The sequence below is a fragment of the Streptomyces sp. NPDC032822 genome, assembly GCF_055578825.1.
Window position 1 is genome coordinate 231,372 of record NZ_JBVIOL010000007.1, and the last position, 15,430, is coordinate 246,801.

The following is a 15,430-nucleotide window of genomic DNA, read 5'->3' on the forward strand; positions in this document are numbered from 1 at the left end:
GTCAGATCCGGCGCCGGGCCTTCCGGGCCCGCCGGACCACCGCCGCCGCGCCCAGCAGCGCGACCGTGGCACCCGCGGCCCCCGCCGCGGTCGCGTCCTTGCGGCCCAGCCGTCGCCCGGCCACGGTGTGCCTGCCGGCCACCTCCTCCAGCAGCTCCGCGAGCACCTCCTCGTTGGTCCACCGCGGCCGCCACCCGGCGTCGTGCAGGCGGCTCCCGCTCACCACCCAGGGGTACATCGTGTACGCCAGATCGCCCGCCGGGGACGGCGTCAGCCCGATCCGGTGCAGGCGGGCCGCGGCGCCGAGAGCGACGGCGGAGGGCAGCTCCATCCGGCGGATGCCGCTGAGCTCCTCGACCTCCTCCTGCTCCAGCCACCCGTCGCACCCGACGGCGAGCTCTCCCTCGACCTTCTCCAGGACGGCGTACTCCAGGGCGCTGCACAGATCCTCGACGTGGCAGAACTGCCAGGCGGGCCGGGATCCGGCGACCACCAGCAGCCGGGGCGACTCGAAGTACCTGGTCAGCGCGGTGTCCGTCTCCCCCACCAGCACGGCCGGCCGCACCACGGTGACGTTGAGCCCCGGGTGCGCACGGGGGGCGCGCCGGGCGAGCCGCTCGACCTCCAGCAGGTCGCCGACGCCGGTCGCCTCGGCCGTGGCCCGCAGCTCCGCGTCCTCGGAGAGCGGCAGCTCGTTGTCCGGCAGGGCCCCGTAGACCATGGCCGACGTGCACAGCACGGCCCGGTGCACCCCGGCCGCCGCGGCGGCCGTCAGCACGGTCTGGGTCCCCCGCACGTTGTACGCCGTCCGGGCGGCCGCGTCGGTCTCCAGATCAAGGTCGAGCGCCAGATGGACCACCACGTCGGCGCCCCGCAGCTTCTCCGCGATGGCCGGATCCCGCACATCGAGGATGTGCCACTGCGCCGCCTCGCACGCGCCGCGCCGCTCGTCGATGGCGATGACCTGCTTGATTGCGTCCGAGGCGGCGAGCCGCTCGGTGAGCAGCGCGCCGACGCCGGAGGCGGCACCGGTGACCGCGACGACGGGCCCGCGCACACCGGGCATGGTTGAGTGGTTTCGCGCTGCGCGAACCTGCGGATCTGGGGAACTCACCGGGCGTCTCCAGCGGTTGTCTTCAGTACGAACGCGAGTGACGCGTACGTACCAGGTGGCATCCATCCTGCCGCAGGCCGAGAGTCGGCGAAGCACCGAGGCCCGAAGCGCCCATGGTGTCTACGCTGGGTGGTGTTATCGGGCAGTCGTGCCGTCGGGACAACCGGCGGCCTTACCAGCCGAGGAATCCCGTGAGTGACACCCCATTCGGATTCGGCCTTCCGCCGGAGGAGCCGGACGACGGCGACGAGGGCAAGAAGAAGGACCAGCAGAGCGGTGGTGGTCAGGGCCCGGCCAACCCGTTCGGTTTCGGCGGGCTGCCCGGAGCCGGTGGCTTCGGTGGCCCCGGCGCCGACAATCCGCTCGCCGCCATGTTCGGTTCGCTGAACCCCAACGACCTGGGCGCCGCGTTCCAGCAGCTGGGCCAGATGCTCTCGTACGAGGGCGGCCCGGTGAACTGGGACATGGCCAAGCAGATCGCCCGCCAGACGGTCGCCCAGGGCACGGCGGACGGCACCAAGGACGCGAGCGTCGGTCCCGCCGAGCGCACCGCGGTCGAGGAGGCCGTCCGGCTGGCCGACCTGTGGCTCGACGACGCGACGTCCCTGCCCTCCGGCGCGGGCTCCGCGGTGGCGTGGAGCCGTGCGGAGTGGGTCGAGGCGACCCTGCCCGCGTGGAAGGAGCTCGTGGACCCGGTCGCCGAGCGCGTCGGCGCGGCCATGGGTGACGTCCTGCCGGAGGAGATGCAGGCCATGGCGGGCCCGCTGATCGGCATGATGCGCTCGATGGGCGGCGCCATGTTCGGCACGCAGATCGGGCAGGCCGTCGGCGTGCTCGCGGGCGAGGTCGTCGGTTCCACCGACATCGGCCTGCCGCTCGGCCCGGCCGGCAAGGCCGCGCTGCTGCCGGTGAACATCGAGGCGTTCGGCAAGGACCTCGGCGTGTCGAAGGAGGAGGTGCGGCTGTACCTCGCCCTGCGCGAGGCCGCCCACCAGCGCCTCTTCGCGCACGTGCCGTGGCTGCGCTCGCACCTGTTCGGCGCGGTCGAGGGCTACGCGCGCGGGATCAAGGTCGACACCGCCAAGCTGGAGGACGTGGTCGGCCAGTTCGACCCGCAGAACCCCGAGCAGCTGCAGGACGCGCTCCAGCAGGGCATGTTCCAGCCGGAGGACACGCCCGAGCAGAAGGCCGCCCTGGCCCGTCTGGAGACGGCCCTGGCGCTGGTCGAGGGCTGGGTGGACGCGGTGGTGCACACGGCCGCGAAGCCGCGCCTGTCGTCCGCGGACGCGCTGCGCGAGACCCTGCGCCGCCGCCGCGCCTCGGGCGGCCCGGCCGAGCAGACGTTCGCCACGCTGATCGGCCTGGAGCTGCGCCCGCGCCGCCTGCGGGACGCCTCCCGTCTGTGGGCCTCGCTCACCGACGCGCGTGGTGTGGACGGCCGGGACGCCCTGTGGGCCCACCCGGACATGCTGCCGACGGCCTCCGACCTGGACGACCCGGACGGCTTCGTGCACCGCGAGCAGCTGGACTTCTCCGAGCTGGACAAGATGCTCGGGGAGGCGGCGGACAAACCCGACTTCAAGAAGAAGGACGACTCCACGGACGTCGGCAAGGACGACGAGGGCGACGACACCGAGTGAACCTGTACGACGACGCGGTCCTCGTGCTCAAGGGCTACGAGGACCAGCCGGAGCTGCGCCAGGCCTACCTGGACCATCTCGCCGCCCACCCGGACGGCATGTGGAAGGCCTGCGGGGCCGGTCACCTCACGGCGAGCGCCCTGGTGATCGACCCCGACCGCGACCGTGTGCTGCTGACCCTGCACAGGAAGCTGCGCAGGTGGCTCCAGATGGGCGGCCACTGCGAGCCGCAGGACGTCTCCGTGGACGCGGCGGCCCTGCGCGAGGCCACGGAGGAGTCCGGTGTCGGGGGGCTGACGCTGCTCCCGGGCGGCCCGGTGCGCCTGGACCGGCATCCGATCCCGGCGCCGTGCCACTGGCACCTCGACGTCCAGTACGCGGTCCTGGCCCCGCCCGACGCGGTGCACGCGATCAGCGACGAGTCACTCGACGTGCGCTGGTTCGGCTACGACGAGGTGGCGTCCGTGGCGGACGAGTCGGTCGTACGACTGCTCGAAGCGACCCGCGGGCGACTGTGAGGCGTAAGGGGCGCCCACAGTAGTGGGCGCCCCTTACGTCTTCGGTCCGGCGGTGCTCAGGCGTTGCTTCCCCCGAGCGAGTTCCCCCGCATGCCGAACTGGCCGAGCATCCCCGACGAGCGCAGATGCGTGGGCGGCAGCAGCTCACTGGGCTGCACCAGGACGTGTCCCGAGCCGGAGAACTGCATCTCCCAGCCCTCGCCGGTGGAGCCCTTGCGCCGCCACACGGAGGACGTGGAGGTGGGCGCCTGGAGCTGGGTCCGCAGGGAGGTGGACCAGGCGACCACGGCGTCCGCGTCGCAGCAGACGTTCTTCTCCGGGGTCACCTCCATGACCAGCGGCTCGCCCGAGGTCATGAGGACGACCTGTCCGGAGCCGGTCAGCTCCAGGTTGTAGGCGCCCGCGGAGGCGATCTCCACGGCGCTGTCGACCGCCACGATGCCGACGCCCAGGGAGCCGTCGAAGGCGAGGACGTAGGAGCTGTCGACGGTCAGGCCGCGGCCGACCTCCATGATGTGCAGGTGCTGGGCGAGGTTGGCGAGATAGACGATGCCGTTGCCCTTGCAGCGCATGAGTTCCAGGCGCTCGCCCGTCATCCGCTCGACGTTGCGCCAGCTGCGGTTGCGGTACTGGCTGTCGAACTCGACCTGCCCCTCGAAGGCCACCATGGCGCCCTGGCGGGCGAGGATGGGACTGCTGCCCTGGGTGACGTCGGTCTTGAGGAGCTGCGGGTTCTGCAGGGTGTAGCGGCCGGTGGACTCCACCGGGATGTGTGCGAAGAGTGTGCTGTGCATGATGTGCCTGGTGCTCCCCTCAGCCCCGGATCTTGAATCGGTCGCCGGTGTCCTCGCTCGGCTGGACGACCACGAAGCCCTGGCCCTTGAAGCCGATCTGGAAGGCCTCACCGCTGCCCCGGCCGATGAGGGCGCTCGCCTTGACGGTGCGGCGGGCCTTCATGTCCATGCCGGTGGTCCAGGCGATCAGTGCGTCCGGGTCGACGTATGTCTCCCGTTCGGCGCAGTCCAAAGCCATCGGAATGCCCCGGCTGACCAGCGCGACCCAGCCGGTGCCCCGCACCACGAGGTTGGTCAGGCCCGAGCCGGACAGCTTGGCGAGCCCCTTGACCGGTTCGATGGTCAGCTCCAGCGAGGCGTCGCAGGCCAGCAGCGTGGCGCCGTTGACCGAGAGTGCCTCGCCGTTCAGGTGGAGGACGATGATGCCGCCGCCGTAGTCGGCGAGGTAGAGGTCGCCGTCGCCGCGGCACAGCATCAGCCTGCCGCCCTCGCCGCTGACCATCTCCTCCGCCGAGCGGCGCAGTGTGGCGGGCGGCCCGTCGAACTGCACATAGCCGTCGTAGGCGATCATCGAGCCGGCCTTGGCGATCAGGTCGTGCCCGGTGGCCATGGTGACCTTGAGGGTCTTGGAACTGTGCACGCTCATGCGGACGCCGGTCGAAGCGGCGCGGTGCGCGCTGAGGGTCTGGGTGTCCATGGGCCTCACACCTCGAAGGGCTGAACGACGACGAAGTTGCCGGGCGCGCCGCGGAACTGGAGGTTCACGGCCTCCGTGCTCTGCCGGGAGTACCCGGAGCGGCGCAGCCTGAGCGCGGTCGTGGTGACGGCCTGCGCACCGGCGGACCAGGCGATGACGGCGTTCCCGTCGACGTAGGTGGCCGGTCCCACCGGGATGACGACCGGCACGCCGCGGGTCTTCACGGCGACCGCTCCGGTGCCCGAGAAGAGCATGCTGAACAGTCCGCCGCCCGGCAGTCCCGCGCCCTCGATGCGGCGCACCTCGGTGTCCAGGGCCTCGTCGAAGGCCAGCACACCCTGCGCGCTGGTGTAGAGCTGCTCCCCCTGGAGGCGGATGACGAACACCCGGCTGCCCTCGTCGGCGAGGAACACCTCGCCGTCGCCGGCGCAGCGCATCAGGGACATGCCCTGACCGGTGAGCGCCCCGGTGAGCTTGCCGAGCAGGCCCGAGCCCTTGTGGGCGAAGTCGATGTCGCCCTGGTAGGCGACCATGCTGCCCTGCTTGGCGAGAATGGCGGCGCCCTTGGTCAGCGTCGCCCGCACGAGCTGTGGGTTCTGTTCCGTCCAGCGGTCGCCCACGGGGGCTTCCGCGTACTTCGTCAGGACGACGCGGACGTTCGCCTCGGGCGGCACCGGCGCGATGACCGTGGAGCCCCCGAAAGGCTGGCCCTGGCCCGGGAAGGCCGCGGGGGCACCGGGGGGTGCGAACTGGCCCGCGGGAGCCCCGGGGGGCGTGAACTGGCCGGCCGGCGCTCCGGGGGGAGTGAACATCTGCGGGCTGGTCGGCGCGGGCGCCTGCTGCGGAAGACCGGGTGGGGTGCCGATTCCGGCGGGCGGCGTGGTCCCGACGATCGTCGGAGCGGTGTGGAGGGACGGGGCCGCGGGTGCGGGTGCACCGAAGTCGGGCGCCGGCGGTGCCGACGGCGCGGCGGCCTGCGGGGGCGGCGCGAAGGTCGGCGCCTGGGCCTGCGCCGGGACAGCGGAGGCGGGTGCGGGCTCCTCCTCGGCGACCTCGCCGCCGAAGTTCCTCAGCAGCGCGTCGAGGCCACCGTCGAAGCCCTGCCCGACCGCGGCGAAGCGCCAGACGTCCTTCAGATAGAAGTCGCCCAGCATCACGGCACGCTCGGTGGAGAACTCACCGCCGTGGAAGGAGTAGCGCGCCACTTCCTCGCCGCCGGCGACGATCCGGACGTATCCGGGTGCGACCTGCGACATCTGGCCGGCGCCGTCGATCGTCGCGGTGAACGACAGTTTCTGGATCTGCGGCGGGATCTTGTCGAGGGTGATCCGGAAGGCTTCCGTGTCGCCCGCCTGTGCGCCCAGGAGCTGAATGGACTCCTCGGGGGACTTCGGCTGGTTGAAGAAGACGAAGTATCGGTCGTCCGAGAGCTTCTCGTCGGCGTCGAGCCCGAAGCAGCTGATGTCGAAGGTCAGCCCGGGGCCGGTGATCTGTACACCTACGTACAGATCCGTGCCCGCGGTGAGGTCACTGATCTTGGCCTTGTGGCCTCGTTGGAATTCCCTGGCCATGCGTAACGACCGTCCCCCATCCCGAATACGAGTGCGTCGCGACAGGCTAACGGCAAACTCGGACACCGGAGGAAGTCGGTACAGATCCGGTACAAAATCCCGCACGGTCCTCGATACGGCCCGCCGGAGGGTCCCCTCGTCACTCTCCGCGCGTGCTCGGCAGATGCGGCAACCGCTCGGCGGCGACCACCCCTTCGAGATAGCCCCGGGCCCGCTCGGTGCGCGGATACGCCTCAAGGAGCCGCCAGAAACGCGGCCCGTGCCCGGGTACGAGCAGATGCGCCAGCTCGTGGAGGAGGACGTAGTCGACGACGTACTCGGGCATGCCCTGCAGACGGTGCGAGAGCCGGATGCTGCCCTCCGAAGGCGTGCACGAGCCCCAGCGGGTGTTCTGGTTGGTGACCCAGCGCACCGAGTTCGGCCGGGCCCGGCCTTCGAAGTACTGGGTCGACAGACGCTGGGCGCGCTCGGCCAGCTCGGCGTCGCCGAGGACTCGTTTGCTCTCCTGGGCGGCCAGCTTGTCGAGCATGACGCTCACCCAGCGTTGCTCCTCGGCCTCGGACATCCGGGCAGGGATGAGCACGATGGTGCGATCGCCCTCGCGGTACGCGGAGACCGTCCGACGTCGACGGGCACTCCTGCGCACCTCGATCGCGCTCGCCCCTGAGCCGCTCGGTGGCAGGCTCGTCGTGCTGCGCTGTGGGTTTCCGGCGCGGTGCAGTGGATCGGCGGGCACGCCCCGACGTTACCCGCTGCACACGGGGGAAGTCCCGACTCCGGGACGGTTCGGTTCCGATCCCCCACGTGTGTTTGATTCGTACGACTGGCTTGTATGACTGATACCCCCAGCCTGTGGACAACTTTCGGCACGGCTCGGCAGGCCCGGGCATGCTGGCCTCGTCGGCGGAACTGCGACCGAGCGCCACCGGCATATGGGGATGTTCCACGAGGGCTACGGGGGCCTGTCATGCAGTCGATCGATCCATATCCGCAGGTGCCGATGGTGAAGCCCGCGCTACGGCGTGGCTGGCGCGACCTCAACACCGTGCAGTTCGGGATGACGCCGGCGCACGCGATGACGCTGGGTCCGATGGACACGGCGACGGGCAGTTTTCTCGACCTGCTCAACGGCACGCGCGGGCTGCCACTCCTGCGGGAGGAGGGCCACCGGATGGATCTGCCGGCCGGGCATGTCGACACGCTGGTGGAGCGGCTGTCGCAGGCCGGACTCGTCGACGACGCGAAGGGCGGCGGCGCCGCGGCCGAGGCACTGCGGGGCAAGAAGGAGGTCCTCGACCGTCTGCGCCCCGACCTGGCCTCGCTCTCCCTGACCACGTCGGAGCCGGGTGAGGCGATCAGGCTCCTGGCCGCCCGGCGTTCGCTGCGTGTCCAGGTGAGAGGTGCCGGCCGGGTGGGCGCGGTACTGGCCGCGCTGCTGGCGGGGGCCGGGGTCGGCAGGGTCGAGGTGCGGGACACGGGCACGGTCGAGCCCGGGGATGTCACGCCGGGCGGGCTGCCCGCCGAGGCCATCGGCGACCGCAGGGAGGAGGCGGCACGGCGGGCCGTACGACGGGCGGCGCCGGACCGCCCACCGCGCCGCACCCCCGGTACGCCGTCCGGGGGCGACGACCCCGGCTACTCCCTGGTGATCCTCGCCCCGCGGGACGACGTCGACGTCCATGCACCCGCCCCGTCCGCCGCCGAAGCCCTGATCACGTCCGGGACGCCCCATCTGTATGTAGGTGTGGTCGAGGCGACCGGGATGGTCGGTCCGTTCGTGCTGCCGGGTGAGACGGGCTGCGCCGGCTGTCTGCACGAGGCCCGCACGGACCGCGACGAAGCCTGGCCCCGCCTGGTCGCCCAGTGGCGCTCCGGCGGCCCGCGCAAGGTGCGGTCCTGCGATCTGACCCTGGCCACGACGGTCGCCGGCCTGGCCGCCGCGCATGCGCTCGCTTTTCTGGACGGCCAGGTCCCGTCGAGTGCCGGCGCCCGTTGGGAGGTCTCCCTGCCCACCCTGCACTGGCATGCGCGGCCGGTCTGGGGGCACCCCGCATGCCCGTGCGGAGCAGCGGAGAAAGGTAAGGGGCAACGCGCCGACAACGACGAGGAGTCACACGAGACAATGGAGGAGCAACGACCGTCGAAGGAGTTACGCCGTACGACACACACGGCGCGGCTTGCTGGGACCTGGAGGGCGCATGTCTGATCTTCCCCGCAAGGCGGTCACCCGAACCGCCAAGCTCGCCGCGCTGCCGCTGGGTTTCGCCGGACGGGCGACCTGGGGACTCGGCAAGCGGATCGTCGGCGAGTCCGCCGAGCTGGTCGGCCGCGAGCTCCAACAGCGCACGGCCGAGCAGCTGTTCAAGGTGCTCGGCGAGCTCAAGGGCGGCGCGATGAAGTTCGGCCAGGCCCTGTCCGTCTTCGAGTCGGCGCTCCCCGAGGAGATCGCCGGCCCCTACCGGGCGGCCCTGACCAAGCTCCAGGAGGCGGCGCCTCCGATGCCGACGCGCACCGTGCACGCGGTACTGGAGGAGCGACTCGGCAAGGACTGGCGCGAGCTGTTCCTGGAGTTCGAGGACAAACCCTCGGCAGCCGCGTCGATCGGCCAGGTGCACCACGGGGTGTGGCACGACGGCCGCGAGGTGGCGGTCAAGGTGCAGTACCCGGGGGCGGGCGAGGCCCTGCTGTCCGACCTGAACCAACTGGGCCGTTTCGCCCGACTGCTGGGTCCCCTCATTCCCGGTGTGGACATCAAGCCGCTGATCTCGGAGCTCAGGGACCGCGTCTCCGAGGAACTGGACTACGGCCTGGAGGCGCAGGCTCAGCAGGCGCATGCCGAGGAGTTCGCCGACGACCCGGACGTGGCGGTGCCCGGGGTGGTCCACCAGTGCGATCAGGTACTGGTCACGGAATGGATGGACGGCGTCCCGCTGTCGGAGGTGATCGCCGACGGCACCCAGGAGCAGCGCGACCGGGCCGGTCAGCTCCTGGCCCGCTTCCTCTTCTCCGGCCCCGCCCGCACCGGACTGCTGCACGCCGATCCGCACCCCGGCAACTTCCGCCTGCTGCCCGGCGGCCCGGACGGCGAGGACGACTGGCGGCTGGGCGTCCTGGACTTCGGTACGGTCGACCGTCTTTCCGGCGGTCTGCCGACCCCGATCGGCGCCTCCCTGCGGATGACACTGGACGGCGACGCGGACGCCGTCTACGAACTTCTCCGCGCCGAGGGCTTCGTCAAGGAGTCCATAGAGCTGGACCCGGACGCCGTCCTCGATTACCTCTTGCCGATCATCGAACCGGCTCAGGTCGAGGAGTTCACCTTCACCCGAGGCTGGATGCGCAGCCAGGCGACCCGGATCGGCGACCCGCGCTCCCCCGCCTACCAGCTGGGCAAGCAGCTCAACCTGCCTCCGGCGTATCTGCTCATCCACCGGGTGACGCTGAGCACGATCGGTGTGCTGTGTCAGCTGGGCTCGACGGTGCGCCTGCGCGATGAGCTGGAGGAGTGGCTGCCGGGTTTCGTTCCGGAGGAGGAGATCCCGGAAGCGGGACTGGAAGAGGGCCCGGAAGAGGCTCAGGAGGAAGAACCGGCCGCGGAGGCGTGAGGGCCTCTCCAGGCTCCTACCACCAGGCCGAGTCCAGCCGTCCCTCGATCGCCCTGAGGTTCGCCCGGGAGCAGGTGTCGCAGAAGTACTGACGGATGCCGTTCTCCACGGAGCAGATCCAGGTGGGCCGCGGCCCCTCAGCCGCGGTGCCGCACCGGGCGCAGACAAGAGGCTCGGGCTCCCTGGTGGAGCCGTCGTCGTCACTGCCTCCGGGAAGACTGGTCACCCGGTGACCCTATCCGCGCGATCTGCGGATGGGTGGAGACAACGCGCCGCGGGGCCGGTCCGTTCGGACGGACCGGCCCCGCGGCGAGAGCTTCGCCTCCCGGTCGGGAGGCCACCGCTTCAGGTGTGTTCGGGACTACTGCATGACGGCCATGGCGAGCGCACGGCGGGCGCGCAGCGAGGCACGCTCCGCCCTGCGCTGCATCCGGCGGGCGGTCGCCAGGCGCAGGGCCCGGCGTTCCCGCTCGGCGTCGTGCAGTCGCTCGTGCATATGCGCACGAGCCAGGGCTTCTGGGATGAGTTGCATTTCTCGGGTCCTGTTCTGGCGCGAGTCGATCGCACCACTGGTGGTGAAGTCTTCAGGCGCGGTGCCTGCGGGTTCGTCGGTGGACGGCTTCATCGGGGCCTGCTTCTTGGGGTCGTGCGTGAAGGGACGGTCGATCGTTCCTGCGGTGTTCATGCTGTGACCGGGTTCTTGCGCGGGCGACCACGCGGCCGCTTCCGGGCGACGACGACACCCTGGACGAACAGCTCGCCACCCCAGACGCCCCACGGCTCACGCCGCTCCTTGGCACCGGCGAGGCAGGCCTCGACCAGCGGGCAGGTACGGCACAGGGCCTTGGCGTACTCCACGTCCGCCGGCGATTCGGCGAAGAAGACCTCCGGGTCGTACGACCGGCAGGGGACGGGTACGCCGAGGTTCTCGATGGCGTCGTCGAGCGCGGTGAGCGCAGTGAGCGGGATCAAGGTGGAGTCCTCCGTGAGGCCGGGCGGGGGGATCGTTTCGGAAGGCGGTACTGACGGGGCGTGCGCTTCGAGTTGCACGGTTGGTCTTCCTCGTCTGTCGTTCCGGCCCTGTTGGGCCGAGTGCCGGCTGGTACCGGGTTCTTGTCTTGTCCCGAGGCCCCTTCGCTCCGTCGTCCCCGTTCGAGGACAAACAGAAGGGCCGCGGATCCCGGGTGGGGTTCCGCGGCCCTGAAGGCGCCGGCCTGATCATCGATCAGGCTGGATCACTCCAGGGTTCTGGCCCACGGAAGGCCCACATCAGGTGGTGCTGCGTCGTCTGCTTCCGGTCTCCGGCACCGGCGGCCACAAAGGCATAGGCGTGCGCCCGTGCCTCTACTGCTTCCAGTGCCTTGGTCGGTCGCTCATTGCGCTCCCGGACGGGAAGACCCGCGAGAGACACGGAGGACGCCGGACGGACGGCAGGAATGCCGGACAGACCGGTGCCCAGGTTCGAGACGCCGAGCGTGCAGGTGGAGACGACCGAGAGATCGGTCATTTTGGCGGTGCTGACGGAGCTGCTGTTGATGCTGATCACTGGAATCGCCTCCTCTCGGCGTCTTGGGGGACTGGGGTGAGCCAGTCCGACGGAGATGTAAGTACAGCACGAAATCGGGGCCTTCGAGAAGGCCTCCGTTCCCGTGGCTACGAACCTATGGGGATTACTGGGGCATGCGCAAACTATTTTTTCGACGAGTTCGCATCAGTCCTCATCTTCTTCTCCCCCGAGGTCCTGGCCTGCGCAGATCGCCAGGACATCGGCTCCGTAGCGGTTGAGTTTGCGCATTCCGACGCCGGGGATCCGCGCCAGCTCTCCGTCGTCGTCGGGGACGGCCTCGGCGATCGCCATCAGCGTCTTGTCGGTGAAGACGCAGAAGGCGGGCTGCCCGCTGAGCTGCGCCTGGACCGCACGCCACTCCCGCAGCCGCTCGTAGAGCCCCTCGTCCATGTCCGACGGGCAGTCCTCGCAGCGCATCAGTTTCATCTCACCGGCGTCGGTGAGGGTGCGCCCGCACACCCGGCAGCGGGCCGGAGCGCGCTGGGTGCGCCGGGGGACGGCGCCCGCTCGGCCGCCGGTGGTGGTGAAACCGCGCTCGACGCCCCCGGTGCCGCTCGCCCCGCTTCGGCCGGCGGCGCCGGTCGAACCAGGACGCAGGCCGTTCAGGAAGCGGCTGGGCCTGCGGCTGGGACGGCCGCCGGGCGAGCGGGACAGGGCCCAGGAGACGTACAGCCGCTCTCTGGCTCGGGTGACACCGACATAGAGAAGACGCCGTTCCTCCTCGATCTGCTCGTCGGTCTTTGCGTAGGTGATCGGCATCATGCCCTCGGCGACCCCGACCAGGAAGACGACGTCCCACTCCAGCCCCTTGGCCGAGTGCAGGGAGGCGAGCGTGACGCCCTCGACGGTCGGGGCATGCTGAGCGCTCGCCCGCTCGTCGAGTTCGGCCACCAGGTCGCTCAGGGTGGCGCCGGGCCTGGAGGCGGCGAAGTCCTGCGCGAGGTTCGCCAGCGCGGCCAGCGATTCCCAACGCTCCCTGACCGCTCCGGAACCGGCCGGGGGCGTGGTGGTCCAGCCCTCGCCCGACAGCACGGCACGCACCTGGGAAGGCAGGTCGACGACGTCGTCGAGAAGGGAGTCGTTGCCGCCGAAGCGGGCCGCACCGCGCAGCGCGACGCTCGCCTTGCGCACCTCGGGGCGGTCGAAGAACCGCTCGGCGCCCCGCAGCTGGTAGGGGACTCCGACATCGGCGAGGGCCTGCTCGTAGGTCTCGGACTGGGAGTTCGTGCGGACCAGGATGGCGATCTCGCTGGCCCGGACACCGGCGTCGATGAGCTCGGCGATGCGGCGGGCGGCGCCCTCGGCCTCGGCGGGCTCGTCGGTGTACTCGGTGTAGAGGGGCTCGGGTCCGGCGGTGCGCTGGGAGACCAGCTCCAGCCGGTGGTCCGCGGCGCGGCCACGGGCCTGGGCGAGCAGGCCGTTGGCGAGATGGACCACCTGGGGGGTGGAGCGGTAGTCGCGGACCAGTTTGACGACGGTGGCCCCGGGGTGGCGGGTGCGGAAGTCGAGCAGGTGGTCGGGAGTTGCTCCTGTGAACGAGTAGATCGTCTGGCTGGCGTCGCCGACCACGCACAGGTTCTCCCGGTCGCCGAGCCACAGCTCCAGCAGGCGCTGCTGGAGAGGGCTGACGTCCTGGTACTCGTCGACGACGAAGTGCTGGTACTGGGCGCGGACCTGCTGGGCGATGTCGTGCCGGTCCTGGAGGACGGCGACGGTCAGCAGCAGGACGTCCTCGAAGTCGATGACCGCACGGGCCCGCTTGAGGTCCTCGTAGGCGGAGTAGATCTGGGCGATCTCCGCCGGGTCACGGGGGGCGTCACGGCCGACTTTGGCGGCCGCGAGCGCGTAGTCGGCGGGGATGGTCTGGGTGACCTTGGACCATTCGATCTCACCGGTGACGTCCCGCAGTTCGCCCCGGTCGAGGCGGATGCGGCAGGCGGCGGCCGCGTCGGCGACGAGCTGGATCTTGCGGTCGACCAGCCGGGGCATCGAGCCGCCGACGGCTTTCGGCCAGAAGTACTGGAGCTGGCGCAGGGCGGCCGAGTGGAAGGTGCGGGCCTGGACACCGTCGGCGCCGAGTTGGCGCAGCCGGCCGCGCATCTCGCCGGCGGCGCGGTTGGTGAAGGTGACGGCCAGCACGCTGGAGGGCTGCAGGATTCCGGCACGCACCCCGTAGGCGATGCGGTGGGTGATCGCCCGTGTCTTGCCCGTGCCGGCGCCTGCCAGCACGCACACCGGGCCGTGCAGGGCGGTGGCCACCTCGCGCTGCTCGGGGTCGAGCCCTTCGAGTACCGCGTCGGCCGAGTCCGGGGTCTGCGGGAAGAGAGGGGAGTGCGTTGCTGCTGTCACACGGCCATGCTGCCAGGTCGGCGGAGACCCGTGAGCCGGTTGTCCACAGGCGCGCACTCGCAGTCGTACCAATGCGGCAGGCGTCACGTCCCGCCGCACCCGGCGCGCGGGAATGGTGGCCCTTTCACATACGTTCCTCCACTGCGAGGGCACATCCGCCGACCGCCGAAGGAGCACGAGAGACATGCCGGGCACTGTGACGATGTACAGCACCACGTGGTGCGGCTACTGCCGTCGGCTGAAGGGCCAGATGGACCGCGAGGGCATCGCGTACAACGAGATCAACATCGAGCAGGACCCCGACTCCGCCGCATTCGTCGAGAAGGCGAACGGCGGAAACCAGACGGTTCCGACCGTGCTCTTCCCGGACGGTTCGACGCTCACGAACCCTTCGCTGGCTCAGGTCAAGCAGAAGATCGGCGCGTAACCGGTTCGCCGACCCGGTTTGTCGGCCGAGTTGTCGGAAGGCGGTCCCTGAGGTGATTCAGGGGCCGCCTTCTCGTGCCGTGTCCCCCACCGGCGGGGAGCGTCAGACGAAGTTCCTCGTCGGCAGCGGCTTGCCGTACCAGAGTTCGATCAGGCGGGCCGCGATCGAGATGCCGTAGGGCGGGAGCACCTCGCCGGACTCGAAGGCGGCGCCCAGGTCGTCGCGGGAGAACCAGCGGGCCTCGTGGATCTCGTCCCCGTCGACGTCGATGTCGGTCGAGGTGGCGCGGGCCATGAAGCCCAGCATGAGGCTGGACGGGAAGGGCCAGGGCTGGCTGGCGACGTACTCGACCTGGCCGACGGTGATGCCGGCCTCCTCGAAGACCTCGCGGCGCACCGACTGCTCGATGGACTCGCCCGGCTCGACGAAGCCGGCGAGCGTCGAGAAGCGGCCTTCGGGCCAGTGGACCTGGCGGCCCAGCAGGATGCGGTCGTCCTCGTCGGTCACGGCCATGATCACGGCGGGGTCGGTACGCGGGTAGTGCTCCGCTCCGCAGGCCTGGCAGCGCCTGATGTGTCCGGCCGCCGCGATGACCGTGCGGTCACCGCAGCGGGAGCAGAAGCGGTGGGTGCGCTGCCAGTTCTCCAGGCCGACCGCGTGCACCATCAGGCCTGCTTCGCGGGGCGACAGGAGCAGACCGGCCTCGCGCAGGCCCGCCGGGCGCGCGGACTGGTCGATGCGGCCGGGGAGCGTGTCCTTCTGGAGGGCGAAGTAGCGCGTGCCGTCCTCGTCGATGCCGAGGAAGTAGCGGTGTGCCTCGGTGAGGGGGGCCTCGAAGGCCGGGGTCATGAGGAGTTCGGTCCGGCCGTCGGCCGTTTCGTCGATCAGGACCTGGCCGCCGGAGACCACGAAGCAGCGGGTGGTGGGGTGGCTCCACGCCGCCGCGAGCCATGCCTCGTCGAGCCGGTGGTGGGCGGCCCGGTCGATGCCGCTCGGGGCGGTGAGCGAGACGGGACGGTCGGCGGTGTGGTCGGTCCAGGTGGTCACGAGTGCTTCCAACTCCCCCGGTGGAAAGTGTTTTTCAGCGGGTGGTTCGGCGGGACGTACGGCGGGAGGCGACCGGGTCCGGCGGGGCGTGGGGGTACAGG

The 15,430-nt window shown here is 70.9% G+C and carries 16 protein-coding genes; 5 read left to right on the forward strand and 11 right to left on the reverse strand.

Annotated features, from left to right (window positions below; all coding sequences use genetic code 11):
* Position 1 precedes the first annotated feature (1 nt).
* Positions 2–1,114, reverse strand: coding sequence for an SDR family oxidoreductase (locus tag ACZ5VD_RS21600; RefSeq protein ID WP_468550943.1), 1,113 nt, complete (start codon positions 1,112–1,114; stop codon positions 2–4).
* Positions 1,115–1,305: 191 nt separating this feature from the next.
* Here ACZ5VD_RS21600 and ACZ5VD_RS21605 point away from each other — a divergent pair, with 191 nt between their 5' ends.
* Both ACZ5VD_RS21605 and ACZ5VD_RS21610 read left to right on the forward strand, forming a co-directional pair.
* The gene (locus tag ACZ5VD_RS21605) at positions 1,306–2,754 is read left to right on the forward strand and encodes a zinc-dependent metalloprotease (RefSeq protein ID WP_468682954.1); all 1,449 of its coding nucleotides are present in this window, start codon (positions 1,306–1,308) and stop codon (positions 2,752–2,754) included.
* On the forward strand, positions 2,751–3,272 hold the full coding sequence (locus ACZ5VD_RS21610) for an NUDIX hydrolase (RefSeq protein WP_468682955.1): 522 nt from the start codon (positions 2,751–2,753) through the stop codon (positions 3,270–3,272). Before ACZ5VD_RS21605 ends, ACZ5VD_RS21610 begins: the two co-directional genes overlap by 4 nt.
* 56 nt (positions 3,273–3,328) lie before the next feature.
* Here the strand turns inward: ACZ5VD_RS21610 and ACZ5VD_RS21615 are convergent, their stop codons facing one another.
* The 4 genes from ACZ5VD_RS21615 to ACZ5VD_RS21630 all read right to left on the reverse strand — a co-directional run bounded on the left by ACZ5VD_RS21615 (position 3,329) and on the right by ACZ5VD_RS21630 (position 7,070).
* The gene (locus tag ACZ5VD_RS21615) at positions 3,329–4,066 is read right to left on the reverse strand and encodes an AIM24 family protein (RefSeq protein WP_468550940.1); all 738 of its coding nucleotides are present in this window, start codon (positions 4,064–4,066) and stop codon (positions 3,329–3,331) included.
* 19 nt (positions 4,067–4,085) lie between these two features.
* The gene (locus tag ACZ5VD_RS21620; RefSeq protein WP_468682956.1) at positions 4,086–4,763 is read right to left on the reverse strand and encodes an AIM24 family protein; all 678 of its coding nucleotides are present in this window, start codon (positions 4,761–4,763) and stop codon (positions 4,086–4,088) included.
* A 5-nt stretch (positions 4,764–4,768) separates the two neighbouring features.
* Positions 4,769–6,334 carry a TerD family protein gene (locus ACZ5VD_RS21625; protein WP_468682957.1) on the reverse strand — a complete coding sequence of 522 codons (1,566 nt, stop codon included), beginning with the start codon at positions 6,332–6,334 and terminating at the stop codon, positions 4,769–4,771.
* Positions 6,335–6,473: 139 nt separating this feature from the next.
* Complete coding sequence (locus ACZ5VD_RS21630) at positions 6,474–7,070, reverse strand: M48 metallopeptidase family protein (RefSeq protein WP_468550937.1); 597 nt, start codon at positions 7,068–7,070, stop codon at positions 6,474–6,476.
* A gap of 231 nt (positions 7,071–7,301) precedes the next feature.
* Between ACZ5VD_RS21630 and ACZ5VD_RS21635 the strand changes: the two genes are divergently transcribed.
* Both ACZ5VD_RS21635 and ACZ5VD_RS21640 read left to right on the forward strand, forming a co-directional pair.
* Positions 7,302–8,540: a TOMM precursor leader peptide-binding protein gene (locus ACZ5VD_RS21635; protein ID WP_468550936.1), complete on the forward strand. Its 1,239-nt coding sequence runs from the start codon at positions 7,302–7,304 to the stop codon at positions 8,538–8,540.
* The gene (locus tag ACZ5VD_RS21640) at positions 8,533–9,939 is read left to right on the forward strand and encodes an ABC1 kinase family protein (protein WP_468550935.1); all 1,407 of its coding nucleotides are present in this window, start codon (positions 8,533–8,535) and stop codon (positions 9,937–9,939) included. Before ACZ5VD_RS21635 ends, ACZ5VD_RS21640 begins: the two co-directional genes overlap by 8 nt.
* A 16-nt stretch (positions 9,940–9,955) precedes the next feature.
* Here ACZ5VD_RS21640 and ACZ5VD_RS21645 read toward each other — a convergent pair whose 3' ends face one another.
* The 5 genes from ACZ5VD_RS21645 to ACZ5VD_RS21665 form a co-directional block, all read right to left on the reverse strand.
* Positions 9,956–10,165 (reverse strand): hypothetical protein, encoded by a 210-nt coding sequence (locus tag ACZ5VD_RS21645; RefSeq protein WP_468682958.1) that lies wholly within the window; start codon positions 10,163–10,165, stop codon positions 9,956–9,958.
* A gap of 135 nt (positions 10,166–10,300) precedes the next feature.
* On the reverse strand, positions 10,301–10,624 hold the full coding sequence (locus ACZ5VD_RS21650; protein ID WP_468547198.1) for a hypothetical protein: 324 nt from the start codon (positions 10,622–10,624) through the stop codon (positions 10,301–10,303).
* Positions 10,621–10,989, reverse strand: coding sequence for a WhiB family transcriptional regulator (locus tag ACZ5VD_RS21655; protein ID WP_468547199.1), 369 nt, complete (start codon positions 10,987–10,989; stop codon positions 10,621–10,623). Before ACZ5VD_RS21655 ends, ACZ5VD_RS21650 begins: the two co-directional genes overlap by 4 nt.
* Positions 10,990–11,164: 175 nt before the next feature.
* On the reverse strand, positions 11,165–11,485 hold the full coding sequence (locus tag ACZ5VD_RS21660) for a hypothetical protein (RefSeq protein WP_468547200.1): 321 nt from the start codon (positions 11,483–11,485) through the stop codon (positions 11,165–11,167).
* Between the two features lie 165 nt (positions 11,486–11,650).
* Positions 11,651–13,855, reverse strand: a complete 2,205-nt coding sequence (locus ACZ5VD_RS21665; RefSeq protein ID WP_468682959.1) for an ATP-dependent DNA helicase UvrD2 — start codon at positions 13,853–13,855, stop codon at positions 11,651–11,653.
* A 184-nt stretch (positions 13,856–14,039) separates the two neighbouring features.
* On the opposite strand from ACZ5VD_RS21665, the gene ACZ5VD_RS21670 reads away from it, so the two are divergent.
* A complete protein-coding gene (locus ACZ5VD_RS21670; RefSeq protein ID WP_468547202.1) occupies positions 14,040–14,282 on the forward strand; it encodes a mycoredoxin in 243 nt (80 codons plus the stop codon).
* A gap of 102 nt (positions 14,283–14,384) precedes the next feature.
* Here the strand turns inward: ACZ5VD_RS21670 and nudC are convergent, their stop codons facing one another.
* Positions 14,385–15,329: an NAD(+) diphosphatase gene (gene nudC, locus ACZ5VD_RS21675; protein ID WP_468547203.1), complete on the reverse strand. Its 945-nt coding sequence runs from the start codon at positions 15,327–15,329 to the stop codon at positions 14,385–14,387.
* Between the last annotated feature and the right edge of the window lie 101 nt (positions 15,330–15,430).